Annotated in this window: 19 protein-coding genes and 1 tRNA gene; 12 read left to right on the top strand and 8 right to left on the bottom strand. The window is 71.2% G+C overall.

Translation table 11 applies throughout. The features are described from left to right. Nucleotides 1–15: 15 nt before the first annotated feature. On the bottom strand, nt 16–606 hold the full coding sequence (locus KUG38_RS10395) for a hypothetical protein (RefSeq protein ID WP_216921119.1): 591 nt from the start codon (nt 604–606) through the stop codon (nt 16–18). Continuing rightward, a complete protein-coding gene (locus KUG38_RS10390; protein WP_216921118.1) occupies nt 603–2465 on the bottom strand; it encodes an FAD-dependent oxidoreductase in 1863 nt (620 codons plus the stop codon). The genes KUG38_RS10395 and KUG38_RS10390 overlap by 4 nt, the downstream gene beginning before the upstream one ends. A gap of 136 nt (nt 2466–2601) precedes the next feature. Between KUG38_RS10390 and metG the strand changes: the two genes are divergently transcribed. Continuing rightward, complete coding sequence (gene metG / locus KUG38_RS10385) at nt 2602–4152, top strand: methionine--tRNA ligase (protein ID WP_216921117.1); 1551 nt, start codon at nt 2602–2604, stop codon at nt 4150–4152. Then, the gene (gene lptC, locus KUG38_RS10380) at nt 4149–5282 is read left to right on the top strand and encodes an LPS export ABC transporter periplasmic protein LptC (protein ID WP_216921116.1); all 1134 of its coding nucleotides are present in this window, start codon (nt 4149–4151) and stop codon (nt 5280–5282) included. The genes metG and lptC overlap by 4 nt, the downstream gene beginning before the upstream one ends. On the opposite strand, the gene KUG38_RS10375 is transcribed toward lptC, so the two are convergent. After that, nucleotides 5200–5877 (bottom strand): cofactor assembly of complex C subunit B, encoded by a 678-nt coding sequence (locus KUG38_RS10375; protein WP_216921115.1) that lies wholly within the window; start codon nt 5875–5877, stop codon nt 5200–5202. The two genes, lptC and KUG38_RS10375, sit on opposite strands and share 83 nt — an antisense overlap. A 37-nt stretch (nt 5878–5914) precedes the next feature. Between KUG38_RS10375 and psb32 the strand changes: the two genes are divergently transcribed. The 6 genes from psb32 (at nt 5915) to KUG38_RS10345 (ending at nt 10236) form a co-directional block, all read left to right on the top strand. After that, on the top strand, nt 5915–6703 hold the full coding sequence (gene psb32 / locus KUG38_RS10370; protein ID WP_216921114.1) for a photosystem II repair protein Psb32: 789 nt from the start codon (nt 5915–5917) through the stop codon (nt 6701–6703). Between the two features lie 22 nt (nt 6704–6725). Next, nucleotides 6726–7871 carry a proton extrusion protein PcxA gene (gene pxcA / locus KUG38_RS10365; RefSeq protein WP_216921112.1) on the top strand — a complete coding sequence of 382 codons (1146 nt, stop codon included), beginning with the start codon at nt 6726–6728 and terminating at the stop codon, nt 7869–7871. Nucleotide 7872: 1 nt separating this feature from the next. Then, entirely contained in the window at nt 7873–8451 is a 579-nt protein-coding gene (locus KUG38_RS10360; RefSeq protein WP_216921110.1) for a bifunctional adenosylcobinamide kinase/adenosylcobinamide-phosphate guanylyltransferase, read from the top strand. A 12-nt stretch (nt 8452–8463) separates the two neighbouring features. Continuing rightward, nucleotides 8464–8955 carry a tRNA (cytidine(34)-2'-O)-methyltransferase gene (locus tag KUG38_RS10355; RefSeq protein ID WP_216921108.1) on the top strand — a complete coding sequence of 164 codons (492 nt, stop codon included), beginning with the start codon at nt 8464–8466 and terminating at the stop codon, nt 8953–8955. A 154-nt stretch (nt 8956–9109) separates the two neighbouring features. Further along, nucleotides 9110–10117: a LysM peptidoglycan-binding domain-containing M23 family metallopeptidase gene (locus KUG38_RS10350; protein ID WP_286195875.1), complete on the top strand. Its 1008-nt coding sequence runs from the start codon at nt 9110–9112 to the stop codon at nt 10115–10117. Between the two features lie 45 nt (nt 10118–10162). Further along, nucleotides 10163–10236 (top strand) — tRNA-Met (locus KUG38_RS10345). Between the two features lie 137 nt (nt 10237–10373). Here KUG38_RS10345 and KUG38_RS10340 read toward each other — a convergent pair. Then, complete coding sequence (locus KUG38_RS10340; RefSeq protein WP_216921104.1) at nt 10374–10730, bottom strand: hypothetical protein; 357 nt, start codon at nt 10728–10730, stop codon at nt 10374–10376. 91 nt (nt 10731–10821) lie between these two features. Between KUG38_RS10340 and KUG38_RS10335 the strand changes: the two genes are divergently transcribed. Further along, nucleotides 10822–11421 carry a peroxiredoxin gene (locus tag KUG38_RS10335; protein WP_216921746.1) on the top strand — a complete coding sequence of 200 codons (600 nt, stop codon included), beginning with the start codon at nt 10822–10824 and terminating at the stop codon, nt 11419–11421. Nucleotides 11422–11425: 4 nt separating this feature from the next. On the opposite strand, the gene purQ is transcribed toward KUG38_RS10335, so the two are convergent. Beyond that, a complete protein-coding gene (purQ, locus tag KUG38_RS10330) occupies nt 11426–12079 on the bottom strand; it encodes a phosphoribosylformylglycinamidine synthase subunit PurQ (protein WP_216921102.1) in 654 nt (217 codons plus the stop codon). A gap of 11 nt (nt 12080–12090) precedes the next feature. Beyond that, a complete protein-coding gene (purS, locus tag KUG38_RS10325; RefSeq protein ID WP_094584545.1) occupies nt 12091–12348 on the bottom strand; it encodes a phosphoribosylformylglycinamidine synthase subunit PurS in 258 nt (85 codons plus the stop codon). 93 nt (nt 12349–12441) lie between these two features. Here purS and KUG38_RS10320 point away from each other — a divergent pair, with 93 nt between their 5' ends. Next, entirely contained in the window at nt 12442–12804 is a 363-nt protein-coding gene (locus KUG38_RS10320; protein ID WP_353617776.1) for a hypothetical protein, read from the top strand. A gap of 47 nt (nt 12805–12851) precedes the next feature. Here KUG38_RS10320 and cobW read toward each other — a convergent pair whose 3' ends face one another. Together cobW and KUG38_RS10310 are read right to left on the bottom strand one after the other, a co-directional pair. Further along, entirely contained in the window at nt 12852–13910 is a 1059-nt protein-coding gene (gene cobW / locus KUG38_RS10315) for a cobalamin biosynthesis protein CobW (protein ID WP_216921100.1), read from the bottom strand. 52 nt (nt 13911–13962) lie between these two features. Continuing rightward, nucleotides 13963–14535 carry a pentapeptide repeat-containing protein gene (locus tag KUG38_RS10310; protein ID WP_286195874.1) on the bottom strand — a complete coding sequence of 191 codons (573 nt, stop codon included), beginning with the start codon at nt 14533–14535 and terminating at the stop codon, nt 13963–13965. Between the two features lie 47 nt (nt 14536–14582). Here KUG38_RS10310 and upp point away from each other — a divergent pair, with 47 nt between their 5' ends. After that, nucleotides 14583–15248, top strand: coding sequence for a uracil phosphoribosyltransferase (gene upp / locus KUG38_RS10305; RefSeq protein WP_216921098.1), 666 nt, complete (start codon nt 14583–14585; stop codon nt 15246–15248). 42 nt (nt 15249–15290) lie between these two features. Then, on the top strand, nt 15291–15578 hold the full coding sequence (locus KUG38_RS10300; protein ID WP_094584542.1) for a hypothetical protein: 288 nt from the start codon (nt 15291–15293) through the stop codon (nt 15576–15578). The last annotated feature ends 8 nt before the right edge of the window (nt 15579–15586 follow it).

The raw sequence follows: 15586 nt of genomic DNA, 5'->3' as shown, positions 1-15586 counted from the left end.
CCATCCTGGCCGACCTCAGGCCGGCTGGCCCATGCGCTGCAGGCGGCGCCGCCGCCACAGCAGCAACACCACCACCCCCACGCAGGCCAGGCCCACCGCCGCCGGGAACAGGGTCGTGGTCAGCGTCAGCCGCTCAAGGGAGAGCAGCACCAGCAGGTTGCGCAGCACGAACAGGCTGAAGAAGCCGATCCGTTCCTGTTCGGGGTGGCTCCAGGCCCGCCGCAGGGTGGGGCCGAAGCCCAGCAGGTCCACCAGGGTGAGGACCACCACGGCCCCGAGCGGGTCGGCGGTGAGGAACCAGAAGGGCAGGGCCGAGGCGGCGCCGGCCAGAAACAGCCAATCGCTTGTGGTGATCGCCCGATCGGCGCCATGGGTGAAGGCCAGCCAGGCGATGGAGAAGGTGATCAGGGCCGACACGCCGGTGGGCCAGGCCCCGACCCCGCCGCCGGCGGCCCACGTGGCCAGGAACACCAGCAGGGTGGTGACCCCCCAGATCAGCCAGGAGAACACATGGGGGCGGGTGCGGCCGTCCCGAATGGAGCGGATGTACGGGAGGAAGGCCGCGAAGGTGAGGGCGATGGCCGTCGCGCTGAACAGTGCCTTCACGGCACGGCGCGCGACACCCGCAGCCAGGGGCCCCAGGGGTTGGCGCAGCCGATCAGGGCTGCAGGGGTGGGGCGATCGAGGCCCAGCAGCCAGTGGTGCAGGGACGGTTCCAGGGTGATCAGGGGCCAGGCCCCGGACTCGCCGTGGAGCACGTAGCCGCCCTGGCCATCGGGCACCAGCTCGCCGCGCCAGAGGCGCTCGCCCGGCTCCGGCGGTGGCGCCCAGCCCGCCGGGGCCGCCAGTTCCGCTGCCTCCAGCTGCCCGTGCCGATCCAGTCGCTCCGGCGACTCCAGCGCCTCCATCTGCCGATCGCGCCAGCGGGGGTGGTGCCAGGGGGTGTCCCAGAGCGGCACCACACCAGCCGGGGCCACCGGATCGCTGATCAGGGCCTCCTGCAGCCGCCGCACCGGCAGGGCCGCCGGATCCAGCCCCTCTTGCACGCACAGGGCCGCCGCCAGACCGGCGGCCTGGCCGATGTTGAGCACCAGCGGCTGGAGCCGGGTGGCGCCGTTGGCCATGTGGCTGACGCCGAAGCCCTTGTCGGCCGCCAGCAGGTTGGTCACCCCCTCACTCACCAGGGCGCCGTACGGGATGGTGAAGGGGGTGCCGCTCCAGCGGCCGCCCCAGCGGCAGCTCTTGGGGGCCAGGGGCCAGTCGCCGCCGGGGTAGTGGTGGTCGTTGGCGTAGTTGCCCACGGCGATGCTGGTCAAGGTTCCTTCGGCGGCGCGGCTGAGGGGGGCGATGCAGGCACCCTCCCCCTGGGGCAGCAGGTGTTGCTCCAGCACCAGCTCCCGGGCCACCAGCCGGCGGCCCTCACGCCAGTAGGGCATCAGGGCCAGGGATCCGGCGCCGCTGAGCCGGCCGGCGCTGGCCTCCTCGGCTGTGGGAAACACCGCCGCCGGCCCCAGCCAGCCGCCGCTGGCCTGGCGCAGGGCGGCGGCGAAGGCCTCGCTGTGGTCGCGCATCGCTGCGAGCAGCTCCCCTTCGACCGCAGCGACATCGGCGGCGGCACCTCCGACGACGCATTCCGGAAAAGCCCGCTCCAGGCCGTGGTGCCAGTCGTTGCCATGCAGGGGCCAGTTCAGCATCACCAGCCCGCCTGGCAGGCGCCCGTAGGTGAGGGTGCGCTCCAGGCCGAAGGACTCGGTGGCCCCGGCGAATGGGGCGTCGAGGGTGGGGGGGGAGTGCTGCCAGGCCTCCCTATCGGGGGCCGCCGTTCCCCCGCGCTCGTCCAGCTGGCCCAGGCACACCCAGGTGGGCGACTGCACCGGCTGACGCTGGAAGAAGGGGTCGTTCCCGAGGCGCTCGGCCGTGGGGGCGCTGGGTTCCTGCCAGAGCTCCTTGCCCTCCCAGCCGAAGCGGAAGGGGGCGCCGGCCAGGGGATAGAGCTCGCCCCGGTCGCTGCCATCGATCACCACCGTGGGCACGAGGCGCCGCAGGACGCCCCTGTGCTGCACGGTCACGGCGCTGATGCGGTCGCCGTCGCGCTCCACCGCCTCCAGCCGCACGCCGGACCACCAGTCCAGCCGTTCCTCGGCCGCCACCCAGCGGCGCAGGATCCGCTCGGCGCTGGCGGGGCGGTAGCCGAAGCAGCTCACCCAGTTCTGATCCAGCCCCTCCGGCTCGATCCACTGCAGGGCCCGCAGCAGGGCCCCCCAGAGGCCGCTCTGCCAGGGGCTCAGCTCGTTGCCGTCCGGGGCGCACACCCCAGCGGCGCTCACCATGCCGCCGAGCCAGGGCCCGGGGGTGAGCAGCAGGGTGTCGGCGCCGGAGCGGGCGGCCTGCAGCGCGGCGGCCACACCACCGCTGCCACCGCCCCACACGAGCACCTCAGCCCTGCGATCGAAGCCCGTGCGCATCGGGGAGAAAGGGCCGGGGTCAGGGGGCCAGCATCCCATCCCGGGGCCACGGCTAGGATCCGGGCCCCGGGCTGGGCCCACGGGCGTCACGGGGACCCTTCCTGCCGCCGGCGGACCCGGCCGACGACGCCTGCCGATGACCTATACCCTCACCACCCCCCTCTATTACGTCAACGACCGCGCCCACCTGGGCAGCACCTACACCACCCTTGCCTGCGACAGCATGGCCCGCTTCCGGCGGCTGCAGGGCGAGCGGGTCACCTTCATCACCGGCTGCGACGAGCACGGTCTGAAGATCCAGCGCTCAGCGGAGGCCGCCGGCCTCACCCCCCAGGCCCACTGCGACGCCATCAGCGGCGAGTACCGCGACCTGTGGCGCCGCTGGGGCATCAGCAACGACCGCTTCATCCGCACCACCGACCCGCGCCACCGGGCGATCGTGGAGCAGTTCTTCGCCCGGGTCGAGGCCAGCGGCGATGTGGTCGAAGGGCGCCAGCAGGGCTGGTACTGCGTGGCCTGCGAGGAGTTCAAGGAGGAATCGCCGGCAGCCACCGAGCCCCACTGCCCGATCCACCTGCGCCCCCTGGAGTGGCGCGACGAGCTCAACCTCTTCTTCCGCCTCTCCCGTTACCAGGAGCAGATCGAACAGCTGGTGGCCAGCGATGGCTTCATCGCGCCCCGCTCCCGGCGCCGGGAGGTGGAGAACTTCGTCGCCGGTGGCCTGCGGGACTTCTCCATCTCCCGCCTCGACCTGCCCTGGGGCATCCCCGTTCCCGGCTACGAGGGCCACACCTTCTATGTGTGGTTCGACGCGCTGGTGGGCTACCTTTCGGCCCTGCTGGAGCCGGACGATCCCGCCGACCTGAGCCTGTTGGCCGAGCGCGGCTGGCCCGCCCAGCTGCACGTGATCGGCAAGGACATCCTGCGTTTTCACGCCGTCTACTGGCCGGCCATGCTCCTCTCGGCCGGGCTGCCCCTGCCGGAGAAGGTCTTCGGCCACGGCTTCCTCACCCGGGAGGGCCAGAAGATGGGCAAATCTCTGGGCAACGTGCTGGATCCCGACGTCCTGCTCGAGCGCTGCGGCACCGATGCGGTGCGCTGGTACCTGCTGCGGGACATCCCCTTCGGCGATGACGGCGATTTCCAGCAGCAGCGCTTCAGCGATCTGGTCAACAACGACCTGGCCAACACGATCGGCAACCTGCTCAACCGCACCTCCTCGATGGCGCGCCGCTGGTTCGACGAGGCCGTGCCGCCGGCGGGAGCCGCCGCCGCCCCAGACCATCCCCTGGCCGTGCGCTGCCTGGCCTGCGCCCAGACCGTCGAAGGGGCCCTTGAAGCACTGGATTTCCGCACGGCGGCCGCCGCAATTCTGGAGCTGGCCGAGGCGGCCAACGGCTTCCTGAACGATCGCGCCCCCTGGAAGGCCATCAAGGCCGAGGAGGGCCGCGACGGTGTGGCCGAAGACCTTTATGCCGTGCTGGAGACGAGCCGCTGGGTGGCCGTGCTGCTGGCCCCGCTGCTGCCGGATCTCTCCGGGCGCATGCTCGACCAGCTGGCCCAGCCGCCGCTGGTGGCCGACAGCGGCTGGACGGCGGCCCGACACTGGGGGAAGCTGGCCAGTGGTCTGGCCCTGCCCGAACCGACGCCGGTGATGCACCGACTGGAACTGGATTCCCCCCTTTGACGCTTTCCCTCCCCGCGCGACCCTGGCGCCTGTCGGCCCTGCTGGTGCTGCTGCTTGCCGGCTGCGGCCGCAGCGACGTCGCCCGCGAGACGGCACCCACCCCCTTCGTGTTCCGTTCCCTGGATCTGCGCCAGCAGGATGTGTTCGGGCGCCCGAACTGGGAACTCACCAGCCCCGAGGCCCGCTATGACCTGCGTCGCCGGGTGGCCCGGGCCCTGCAGCCCCGCGGCGTGATCTACAGCGACGGCAAGCCGGCCTACCGGGTGGAGGCTTCCACCGGCACCGTGATCAACGACGGGGCCGTGATCCTGCTGGAGGGGCGGATCCGGCTGCAGCGCCTCGGGAAGGAGCCGGTGATGATCCAGGGCACCCGGGTGCGCTGGCTTCCCTCCCGCAACCTGATGGAGATCGACCGCCATCCGGAGGGGTTCGACCCCCACACCCGGCTCTCCGCCGAGCGGGCCACCTTCCGGCTCGACAAGGACACCCTGGAGCTGCAGGGCAAGCCCCGGCTGCGGCGCTGGGCCCAGGCCTTCGATCCCTTCCGTGCCAACCCCGTCGGCACCCCCCAGATCGTGCTGACCGTGACCTCGGTGCTCTGGCAACCCGGCAGCGGCGCCCTCACCGCCCGCGGGCCGGTGCTGGGTGAACGGCGGCCGCCGGGCTCAGCCTCCACCAGCCCGCTCCAGACCCTCACCGCCACCTCCCTGGTCGGCAACACCAAGACCCAGCTGTTCAACCTCGGACCGCCGGTGCTGTTCAGCGACCCGGCGGTGGCCGGCGGCGCCAGCGCCCGGGGCAAGGCCCTGCAGGTGGACGCCGGCCAGCATCTGGTGCGGATCCCATCGGGCTGCTTCCTCCAGCAGGACGGTGCCAGCCTCGAGGCCACCAGCTGCTCCTGGAACTGGGAGACCCAGGCGGTCACCGCCGATGGTTCGGTGCTGCTGCAGCGGCCCGCCAGCCGCCAGCTCACCCGCGGCAGCGTGCTGCGGGGGCAGCTGGGCAACAAGGGGGCCGTGGTGGTCACCAACCCTGGAGGCCGGGTGTTCAGCCAGTTCCAGGTGCCGCCGTCGACGACACCTCCGCGGCCGGTGGCGCCGCGCCCGAAACCCGAGCCAATTCGCCTGTGAGCCTGCGGGCCCAGCCCTCGACCCACACCAGATCACTGCGGCTGAAGCAGCGGGGCGACCAACCGCCCAGCACCAGCACCCCCTCGGTGCCGAGGGGCTGGACCACCACCGCCGGCAGGCCCGCGGGCAGGCTGCTGAACTCGTCACGGCCCGGGTAGAGCTTCAGGTCCACCAGGGAAATGGCCTTGCCGCTGGCCATGCTGCGGGCGCAGATGGCCCCGGGCAGGAAGTCGCCGCTGCCCAGCACGCCCCGCTCCAGCAGGGTGTGCCCGCGCCAGTGGAGCAGCACCACCGCCGCCGGCGTCGCCGTCAGGAGCATGGTGCTGCCCCAGCCCAGCTCCTCGGCCAGAGCAGCCTCCAGATCCGGCGACAGCCGCAGTCCCTCACGGCCCTCCAGCGCCACCCGCTCCGGCGCCACGGGCTCCACCCGCTGCCAGAGCAGGGCCACGAGCAGCAGCAGCACCGCCAGGATGCTGGCCAGCACCGAGGCCCGCTCCAGGGGCGGCTCCAGGCTCGGGGCCGTCATCTGGTTGAGCACGGCCAGGGCCAGGCCCGTGGCGCCGCAGGCCAGAACGACACGGGCGGGGGCGGACATCGTCATCGTGGCGTCCCGCTCCGAAGCTGCCTTCAGGATGCCGGAACGGAGCCGCAACGGCAGACTGGTGGCGTCTTGCACGATGGCCTTGGCTTCAGTGACGCCTTCGGTGGCGGCAGCCCACCCCGGCCCCACCCGCCGCTCCGGGCTGCTCCGCTCCCTGCTCTCCCTGGTGCTGGCCATCGGCCTGGTGCTGGCGGCTCCGGTCGCGGCCGTCCGGGCCCTGTCGGCGGCGGATCTGCCCGCCCGTCCACCGGCCGAGCACGTGCTCGACGGCGCCGACGTGCTCAGCCGGGCGGGCAAGGCCGAGATCGAGCGCCAGCTGCAGGCCTTCAGCGCCGAACGGGTCGATGCCCGCCTGATCACCCTCACCCGGCTCGACTACGGCCTTGACCTCAACAGCCTGGCCGGCCAGCTGCTGGAGCGCTGGACGGCCGATCCCCCGGCCGGCAGCAGTCCCGATCCGTTGCTGCTGCTGCTGATCGACACCCAGACCCGGGCCACGGCGATTGCGGCCCAGCCCCCCCTCGACCGCCAGCTCCCCAGCGAGCTGCTGAAGAGCACCGCGGCCACCACCATGGCCCAGCCCCTGCGCAGCGGCGACCGCTACCGCCAGTCGGCCGTCGACGCCCTGCAACGCCTTGCCACCGTTCTCCAGGGCGGGGAAGATTCCGGCGAACCCGTCGTCGAGGAAACGGCCGCCGTCGTCAGCAACATCCCCACCCGGGAGGAGACCTCCAGCAGCAACGCCTTCACCTGGGTGATCGTCCTGCTGGTGGTGGGCACCGTCGTGCCGATGCTCACCTGGTGGGTCTTCTCCCGCTGATCCCCCCGCTACCCGCCTCCCCATGGGACTGACGAACTGGATGGGTACCTTCGGGCGGGCCCGCTCCCTCGACCTGAGCTCGGACCTCGAGCGCGGCTATGAGGCCGCCCTGCTCATCCAGAGCATCGAGATGGAGCACTACAACGACCGGCCGGTGCGTCCCGAACTGGAGCTCAGCATCCCCCGGGCCATGCAGGCCCAGGTGCTGCGCCGTTTCCGGGCGGCCCTGCAGGTCTGCCGCCAGTCCAGGGACGTGCTGGCCCCCTACCGGCAGGAGCTCTCCGGCCAGGAACTGCGCCAGTACCAGCTGATCGACACGGTCACCGCCCGCTATGCCGTGGCCCGGGAGGAGCTGCCGGCCCTGAGCCGCACCCCGGAGATGCTGCCCCGCAGCCTGGTGAGCGTGGTCGACCAGGTGCGCCGCCAACTCGACCCGGAGGCGGAGGCCAGTGTGGTGGCGGGCTTCCGCCGTCGTCGCGATTCCACCCTGGTGTCGCTGCGGATCCTGCTGCTGCTGGTGCTGGTGCCGGTGCTGGTGCAGCAGGTGAGCCGCACCTACGTGGTGTCGCCCCTGGTGGATCGCTTCGCCCCCGACAACGCCTTCCTGGCCTACCCGAAACCCCACCTGGAGGAGCGTGCCGTCGAGAAGCTGCGGGTGTACCAGGCGGAGATCGAATTCGACGCCCTGCTGGCGGGCAAGGCCCTGCCCAGCCGCGAGGAGCTCCAGACGGAGCTGGCCAAGCGGGCCCAGGAGCTCAAGGAGGAGGCCGACCAGGAGAGCACCCATGCCATCAAGAACGTCCTGGCCGATGTCTGCGGTTTCATCGGCTTCGTGGCGGTGGCCATCGCCGGACGGCGCGACATCCAGGTGCTGCGGGGCTTCATCGACGAAATGGTGTATGGCCTGAGCGACAGCGCCAAGGCCTTCGCCATCATCCTGTTCACGGACATCTTCGTGGGATTCCACAGTCCGGAGGGCTGGACAGTGCTGCTCGATGGTGTCGCCCACCATCTGGGATTGCCGGCCCAGGAGAATTTCGTGATGCTCTTCATCGCCACCTTCCCGGTGGTACTGGCCACGATCTTCAAGTACTGGATCTTCCGTTACCTGAACCGCGTCTCGCCGTCCTCGGTGGCCACCCTGCGCAACATGAACGGTGGCGGCTGAGGTGGCGGCTGAGCCCCCGTCCGGGGTCCAGCGCCATCCGCGCCTCACGCTGGTCAGCGGACCTTCGCGGGGCGGCAAGAGCCGCTGGGCCGAGCATCTGGCCGGCACCAGCGGCCTGGCGGTGATCTACCTGGCCACCGGGCCCTCCCTGCCCGACGACGACGCCTGGCAGGAGCGGCTGCGGCGCCACCGCCTTCGCCGTCCCCCTGAATGGGGCTGCCGCGAGGTGGGCGGTGATCTGGCCGCCGAGCTGGAACGTCTGCAGGAAGGGCAGCTGGGGTTGGTGGATTCACTCGGAACCTGGGTGGCCGCCCACCTGGAGCTGGAGGCGCCGGACTGGGGGCTCCGCTGCGACGAGCTGCTGAGGGCCATCGGCGCCTGCCCGGCGCCGCTGGTGCTGGTCTGCGAGGAGACGGGCTGGGGCGTGGTGCCGGCCACGGCGGCCGGATCCCGATTCCGCGACCGGCTCGGGACGATGCAACAGACCCTCCAGGCCCGCAGCGAGGCGGCCTGGCTGGTCCTGCAGGGACGTGCCCTCGACCTGCTGGCCCTGAGCCAGCCCGTGCCCCCCGGCGCCTGAGGACAGCCCCGGATGCCCCGCGTCGTTCTCTACCAGCCCCAGATCCCGCCGAACACGGGCAACGTGGCCCGCACCTGCGCCGCCACCGGCTGCGAACTGCATCTGATCGAACCCCTCGGTTTCACGATCAGCGATCGCCATCTGCGCCGGGCCGGCCTGGATTACTGGCCCTGGGTGTCGCTGCACCGCCACGGCGACCTGGAGCGCTTCCAGGCGGAGCGACGGCGGCGGGGGGGCCGTCTGGTGGCCCTCAGCAGCCAGGCGGAGGCGTCCTACACCGATTTCCGCTTCCATCCCGACGACTGGCTGCTGTTCGGACGGGAGACGGACGGATTACCGAACGCCCTGCAGGCGTCGGCCGAGGCGCGGCTCACCATCCCGATGGCCTGCCGGGCCCGGGACGGCCAGGGGGGCGTCCGCAGCCTGAATCTCTCGGTGTCCGTTGGCATCGTGCTGTTCGAGGCCCTGCGCCAGATCGGGCCGGCCGCAGCCAGCGACTCCTGAGACCCAAGGGGGACGGTCCCGATGTCCCGACCGAGTTGTGCCTGAGGAACCTTGCCGCCTGTGGTTCATAGCGCTACTCTCTGCCGGACCCGCAGATGTTGGCTTCTCTGCTGGGTTTTGTCCGCTGGATGTGAAATGCATGAAGCCTTTCCGCTTGATTCTTCCCTTTCTGCTCTCCACACCGGCCGTCGTGCCGCTCGTGGCCGTTCTCGCTGACGATTCCCCCAGCACGGTGTCCACCGAGACCCTGCTGGCCTCCCTGCCTTCCGCCACCGACCGGGTCTGGGTCAAGGTGCGCCGTCCGGTGTCCATCGAGGAGCTCTCCACCGCCCTCGACCTCGATGAGAGCCGCCTGGCCCGCCTCAATGACGTCGATGAAGATCACCGCTTCGGCAACGGCGACTGGCTGGTGGTGCCGTCCCGGGGCAAGGAGCGCCTCGGCCGCATCGCCTCCCTCGATGCCTCTGCCCAGCGCCAGAGCCCCCCTGTCTCCACCCCTCCCCCGGTCGAGAACGATGGCGTCGTCCGCTTCGGCGACACGGTGCTGAAGCTGGCCCAGCGCTACGGCCTGAGCGTGGCCGAACTGGTGCGCCTCAATCCCGGCCTGGAAACCGCCCGCCTGGTGGTGGGCAGCCAGATTCGACTGGCCCAGTCGGCGCCGGGCCGTTCCCGCATGCTGCTGGGCCTGAAGCCCTCCGTCAGCGGCGGCATCAGCTGGCCCGAGCTCCCCGAGTTCGGCGACCCCCAGCCGCCCTTCGACGGTGCCACCACGGCCCCCTCCACCAGCTGGATCTGGCCCACCCGCGGGGTGTTCACCTCCGGTTTCGGCTGGCGCTGGGGCCGGATGCACAAGGGCATCGATGTGGCCAACAACGTCGGCACCCCGATCATGGCCGCCAGGGAGGGCCAGGTCGTCTTCGCCGGCTGGCATGACGGCGGCTACGGCTTCCTGGTGGAGATCGCCCATCCCGACGGCAGCCGCAGCCTCTACGCCCACAACAGCCGCCTGCTGGTGGCCAGGGGCGAGATGGTGACCCAGGGTCAGGTGATCAGCCAGATGGGCAGCACCGGCCGCAGCACCGGTCCCCACCTGCACTTCGAGATCCACCCCCCTGGCCGCGGTGCGGTCAACCCCCTGCAGATGCTTCCCCCCCGGGCCTGACCCGGTCGGGGGCCGAGCAGGCCATCGTCTAAAGTCAGGTGGATTGGCTCGGTAGCTCAGCTGGTTAGAGCGTGGGATTCATAACCCCAAGGTCGGGAGTTCAAGTCTCCCCCGAGCCATTGTCCTGGGTCATTGTTTTCTGATTCCAGGTTGCCTGGATGGAGCCATTCCACCCAGCATCAAAATCAACGGCAGAGGCGAATCCACCGTTGATGCAACGTTGAGGTATCGCTGATGCGGCGTCGAAGCCGCTGATTCAGCGCATCTCGATGGCGTTGAGCCGTTCACGGAAGCTGCGGGCATTGGCCGCCTCCTGGCTTTCCACACTCTCGACCCAGGCCGGCAGCGGAGCGATCACGGGCAGGGCAGGCGCGGCGGTGACGACGACGGGCTGGGAGCTCTGAAGCGACCGGCGACTGCGGCCGTACCCCCCCGACTGGGAACGGTTCTGCAGGGCGCGGGTGAGGCTCTTGCTGCGGTTGGCGGCGCCCACGGTTTCCCCATCCTTGGGGCGGATCAGGGGGTTGCCCTTGAGTTCGGAGCGCAACTGATTGATGAGCCGGAAGTGGCCGGTGGTGTTGTATTTGCGCAGGACGGTCGGATCCCAACCCATGGCCGAGGCATTGCTACGTTGACAAGCATCGTAGGGCCAGGCTCCTTCAGGCCAGCATGGGGGTCATTCCCCTCCCGAGACGGTGCCCACCATGACCAGCAGCGGCAGGCTCGTGGGCCTCGAAGCCCCCGACTTTCGCGCCACCGCCGTGGTGGATCAGGAGTTCAGAGAGCTGTCGCTGCGCGACTATCGCGGCAGGGATGTGGTGCTGTTCTTCTATCCCCTCAATTTCACCTTCGTCTGTCCCACGGAGATCACGGCCTTCAGTGATCGCCACGCTGAATTCGCCCGCCTCGGCGCCGCCATCCTGGCCGTCTCCGTCGACAGCCCCTACAGCCATCTGGCCTGGGTGCAGACCGAACGCAAGAGCGGGGGGCTCGGGGTTGTGGCCTACCCCCTGGTGTCGGATCTCAACAAGGAGATCGCCCGGGCCTATCACGTGCTCGACGAGCAGGCCGGCACGGCCTTGCGGGGACTGTTCCTGATCGACCCCGATGGGGTGATCCGCCACAGCACCGTCAACGACGTGGCCGTCGGCCGCAGTGTGGACGAAACCCTGCGGGTGCTGCAGGCGTTCCAGCACGTGCGGACCCAGCCCGGCCAGGTCTGTCCGGCCGACTGGACCCCCGGGGCCCGCACCCTGGCCCCCGATCCCCGCGGCAGTCGCGACTTCTTCGCGGCCCTGGACTGAGACCTCAGCCCAGCAGCGATTGCAGCAGGCGCCGGCCGTCGAGGCCGCCGGTGACCGGATCACAGGCCCGCTCCGGATGGGGCATCAGGCCGAGCACATTGCCGGCGGGGTTGCTCAGGCCGGCCACGTCGCCCCGCGATCCATTCGGATTGGCGACGTAGCGCAGCACCACACAGCCCTGATCCTCGAGGCGCTCCAGCTGCTCCGGCTCCACCTGGTAGCGCCCTTCCCCGTGGGCGATCGGCAGGCTGATCCGCTCGCCGGCGCCGTAGGCGCCGAGCCAGCGGCAGGCCCCGGGCTGCACCTCCAGGGGGCTGCTCTGGCAGAGGAAGTGCAGATCCCGGTTGCGGGTGAGGGCTCCGGGCAGCAGGCCCATCTCCGTGAGCACCTGGAAGCCGTTGCAGATGCCGAGCACGGGCCCGCCGCGCTCGGCGAAGCTGCGCACCTCCTCCAGCACGGGGGCGAAGCGGGCGATGGCGCCGCAGCGCAGGTAGTCGCCGTAGCTGAAGCCCCCCGGCAGCACGACGGCCTCGAGGCCGGACAGGTCGCGCTCCTCATGCCAGAGGAAGCGCACGGGGATGCCCAGGCAGCCCTCCAGGGCCCAGGCCACGTCCCGGTCGCAGTTGGAGCCGGGAAACACAACGATGCCGACGGTCATCGGTCCGCCCCTCAACCCGCTTCGGCCAGATCCAGCGACCAGTCCTCGATCACCGGATTGGCGAGCAGGCGGTCGCTGAGCAGTTCGAGCCGGGCCTGGGCGGTGGCCCGGTCCGGCGCCTCCAGATCCAGCTCGATCGCCTTGCCGATCCGCAGGCGCTTCACGCCCTCCACCCCGAGCCGGGCGGCGGCGGCCCGGGTGGCCTCCCCGGCGGGGTCCAGCACGGAAGGGCGCAGGGAAACCTGAACGCGGGCGTTGAAGAGCGGCACCGGGGGCACGGACGTTTGTTAAATCTTGGCAGCACGCCCCACCACCCCCCCGGCGCAGCACCAGCCTGGAGTTGATGCTCCGCACCGCTGGCCGTGGTGCCCTCCCTGCGACGGTTGCTGCTGGATCCGCTGGGGCCCGGATTGCTGGCCTGGCTGACGGGCCTGGCCCTGGCCTGCACGGCCCTGCAGGCCCACTCCCTGCCGGGGCTGGTGTCGCTGCAGTGCCGCGTCGCCGATGGTCCCTGGCAGGAGTGCCAGATGCAGGTCGAGGAGCTCGGCCTCCACTGGTTCCTGTTGGTGGGGGGCCAGAGGATCGAGTTCCGCCACGACGGACGGGGCCGGGTGACGATGCTCAAACCCTCCGGCAGCTGGCAGCCGGTGAACAGCCGCTGGGTGGAGAACACCGATCTCTGCTGGGATGGGATCTGCGCCCGGGGCGACATCCCCCTCGACTGACGCGGGGCTCGGGCCAGGGGCCGCCCCTGGGTACCGCGTCTTGGGCCTCAGAGGCGATCGAGGGCGTCGCGCAGGGGGCCGGCGGCGCCGGCGGTGGCCAGCAGCACCAGCTCCAGGCCGTCGGGGCCATCACCCTCGGCGGGGGCGGCGCCTGGGGCCATCCCCTCCCGCTCCTCGTACCAGCAGTCGAGGCGTCGACCGACCCCCTGGATCTGCAGCGGCAAGCGCTTGCCGTCCTGGCGCAGCCGCCCCTTGAGCCGCACGACGGGATGGTCGATCAGCAGTTGCTGCAGCTGGGCCTCCAGGGCGGCCCGCCCCCATTGGCCGGCCCGTCGCACGACGATCGACTCCATCGCCACGTGGGCATGGTCGTGGTGGTCGTGATCGTGGTCGTCGTGGTCGTGATCGCGGCCCGGACCATCCAGCACCAGGGAGGGATCGAGGCGGCCCCGGGCCATGGGCAGCACCACGGTGCCGGGGCGCAGATCGGCGCGCAGCGCCTCGGTCACCCGGGCCAGGGCCTCCGGCTCCAGCCGGTCTGCCCGGCTCACCAGCACCAGGTCGGCGGCACCGAGCTGGTCGGCGAACAGGTCCTCGATGGCGCTGATGTGGTCGAGGCTGGGGTCGGCCCGGCGCTGGGCCTCCACCGCGTCGGCGTCCCCCACCACGTGGCCGGCGGCCATCGCCTCGCCATCCACCACCGTGACCACCCCGTGTACCCGGGTGCGGCTGCGGATCTCCGGCCAGCCGAAGGCGGCCACCAGGGGCTCGGGCAGGGCCAGGCCGCTGGTTTCCACGACGATGCCGTCGAGCCGGTCGGCCCGCTCCAGCAGCCGCTGCATCGTGGGCAGGAACTCATCCTGGACGGTGCAGCAGAGGCAGCCGTTGGCCAGCTCCACCAGCCGGTCGTCCAGCTCCTCCTCGGGGCAGAAGCCGCAGGAGGCGATCAGATCACCGTCAATGCCCACCTCACCGAACTCGTTGACCAGGACGGCCAGCCGCAGTCCGCTCTCCAGGAGCAGGTGGCGCAGCAGGGTGGTCTTGCCGGCCCCCAGAAATCCGGTCACCACCGTGACCGGCAGCCGTCGGGTGCTGGTGGCGGTCATCGGGGAGCGGGCAGGGGGAATCGAAACCTAGGGGAGGCGCCGCCGGTGGGGGTCAGCGGCAGCCGAGGCTCTCCCGCGTGTCGACGCCGGTGAGGGGGTGGCTGCCGGTGGCACGGGCGCAGAGGGCCTTCTGCTCCGGCAGGTCGAGCACCGCGTCGCTGAAGTCGGCCCCGTCGATGCGGGCCTCCCGGAAGCGGCTCTGCATCAGCATGGCGTTGCGGAACTGGGCACCGCGCAGGTCCGCCCCGTCGAAGCGGGTGGCGAAGGCCACCACGTCCTCCAGGTCGGCGCCGCGCAGGTCGGCCTGGCGCAGGTCGGTGGAGTTGAAGACGGCCCCGCGCAGGTCGGCGTCCCGTAGATCGAAGCCCTCCATCGAGGCCTTGAGAAACTCCTGCTGCTGCAGGTTGCGGCCCCGCAGGTCGGGGTCGAGGTCCTGGAAGGAGCGCTGGGCGCGCAGCTCGGGGGCGGTGATCGCCTGGGCCGGCGCCACGGGCAGCACGGTCCAGACGAGCAGCAGACCCAGCACCGTCCCCAGCACCCCCCCCAGGACGGACCCCAGCCGGCCGGCCAGCGGGGCCCTGGGCCTCCGGACGATCACGGGGAAGATAGGGGAGCTGGGGACCATGCCACACCGGTACGCTGCCGGATCAAGCTAGGCAGACGCAGCGCGCCATGAGCATGTCCCTGCGGGTGGTGGTCCCCCCCCATCCCCTGATCGGCCACTGGCTCACCCTGCTGCGCGACGGGGCCACCCCCTCGCCCCTGTTCGCCACCGCCATGGCGGAACTGGGCCGCTGGCTCACCTATGAGGCCCTGCGCGACTGGCTGCCCCATCGCCCGGTGTCGGTCACCACGCCCCTGGGCCACTGCGACGGCCAGGTGGTCGATCCGGATGTGCCGCTGCTGGTGATCCCGGTGCTGCGGGGGGGCCTGGGGCTGTGGCAGGGGGCCCAGTCCGTGCTGCCGTCGGCCCAGCTGGCCCATGTGGGCATCGAGCCCTGCGGGCCGGAGCACAAGCCCCACTGGTTCCTCGATGACCTGCCGGCCACCATCGATCCCCGCAGCGGCGTGCTGGTGTTCCTGCCTGTCCTCGCCAGCGGCTCGATCCTGCTGGCCCTGCTCGACCGTCTGGCGGGCCTGGGGGTGGAGGGTCAGCGGCTGCGGGTGATCACCACCCTGGCCGCGAGCCCCGGGCTGAAGGTCGTCGGCGAACACCACAGCCAGCTCACCATCTACTGCGCCGGCATCGACCCCGAGGTGGACAGCCGCCACCGCGTCGTTCCCGGTTTCGGCGAGGTGAGCGAGCGGCTGTATGGAATCGCCGCCGCCCCTGCCTAGGCTGGGCCCCTCAGGTCCAGATCCCCCTTCCTTTGCAGGTTCATGGCTGATTCCAGGCAGCAATCGTCCGCCAGCGGCAGTCTGGTTCTGCTGGCCGGGGCCGCCGGGGCGGTGATGGGGGCCGCCGGGCTGGCGGTCTGGCTGCTGCGCCGGGCCGATCGTCACCGGCTCGCCCAGCGCCAGCTGCGCATGCTGCGTGTCTCCCGCCTCAGCGAAGCCTTCGAGGAGCCGCCGGTGAGCAGCGACCAGCTGCACGACCGCGTCCAGAAACTCAACCAGGCGATCGACGAGGTGCGCCGCCAGCTCGAGCAACTGCAGCCCCAGGCCTGAGGGCGCAG

This window comes from Synechococcus sp. CCAP 1479/9 (assembly GCF_019038535.1).
Taxonomy (GTDB): Bacteria; Cyanobacteriota; Cyanobacteriia; order PCC-6307; family Cyanobiaceae; genus Cyanobium.
Note: the sequence above shows the minus strand (reverse complement) of the source record. Positions and strands in the feature narration are given on the sequence as shown.

Excerpts from the sequence above, each read along its gene's own strand:
- KUG38_RS10390 (WP_216921118.1), bottom strand. The coding sequence starts at position 2,465 with ATGCGCACGGGCTTCGATCGCAGGGCTGAGGTGCTCGTGTGGGGCGGT.
- metG (WP_216921117.1), top strand. The coding sequence starts at position 2,602 with ATGACCTATACCCTCACCACCCCCCTCTATTACGTCAACGACCGCGCC.
- KUG38_RS10375 (WP_216921115.1), bottom strand. The coding sequence starts at position 5,877 with ATGTCCGCCCCCGCCCGTGTCGTTCTGGCCTGCGGCGCCACGGGCCTG.
- psb32 (WP_216921114.1), top strand. The coding sequence starts at position 5,915 with ATGCCGGAACGGAGCCGCAACGGCAGACTGGTGGCGTCTTGCACGATG.
- pxcA (WP_216921112.1), top strand. The coding sequence starts at position 6,726 with ATGGGACTGACGAACTGGATGGGTACCTTCGGGCGGGCCCGCTCCCTC.
- KUG38_RS10355 (WP_216921108.1), top strand. The coding sequence starts at position 8,464 with ATGCCCCGCGTCGTTCTCTACCAGCCCCAGATCCCGCCGAACACGGGC.
- KUG38_RS10340 (WP_216921104.1), bottom strand. The coding sequence starts at position 10,730 with ATGGGTTGGGATCCGACCGTCCTGCGCAAATACAACACCACCGGCCAC.
- KUG38_RS10335 (WP_216921746.1), top strand. The coding sequence starts at position 10,822 with ATGACCAGCAGCGGCAGGCTCGTGGGCCTCGAAGCCCCCGACTTTCGC.
- purQ (WP_216921102.1), bottom strand. The coding sequence starts at position 12,079 with ATGACCGTCGGCATCGTTGTGTTTCCCGGCTCCAACTGCGACCGGGAC.
- cobW (WP_216921100.1), bottom strand. The coding sequence starts at position 13,910 with ATGACCGCCACCAGCACCCGACGGCTGCCGGTCACGGTGGTGACCGGA.
- KUG38_RS10310 (WP_286195874.1), bottom strand. The coding sequence starts at position 14,535 with ATGGTCCCCAGCTCCCCTATCTTCCCCGTGATCGTCCGGAGGCCCAGG.
- upp (WP_216921098.1), top strand. The coding sequence starts at position 14,583 with ATGAGCATGTCCCTGCGGGTGGTGGTCCCCCCCCATCCCCTGATCGGC.
- KUG38_RS10300 (WP_094584542.1), top strand. The coding sequence starts at position 15,291 with ATGGCTGATTCCAGGCAGCAATCGTCCGCCAGCGGCAGTCTGGTTCTG.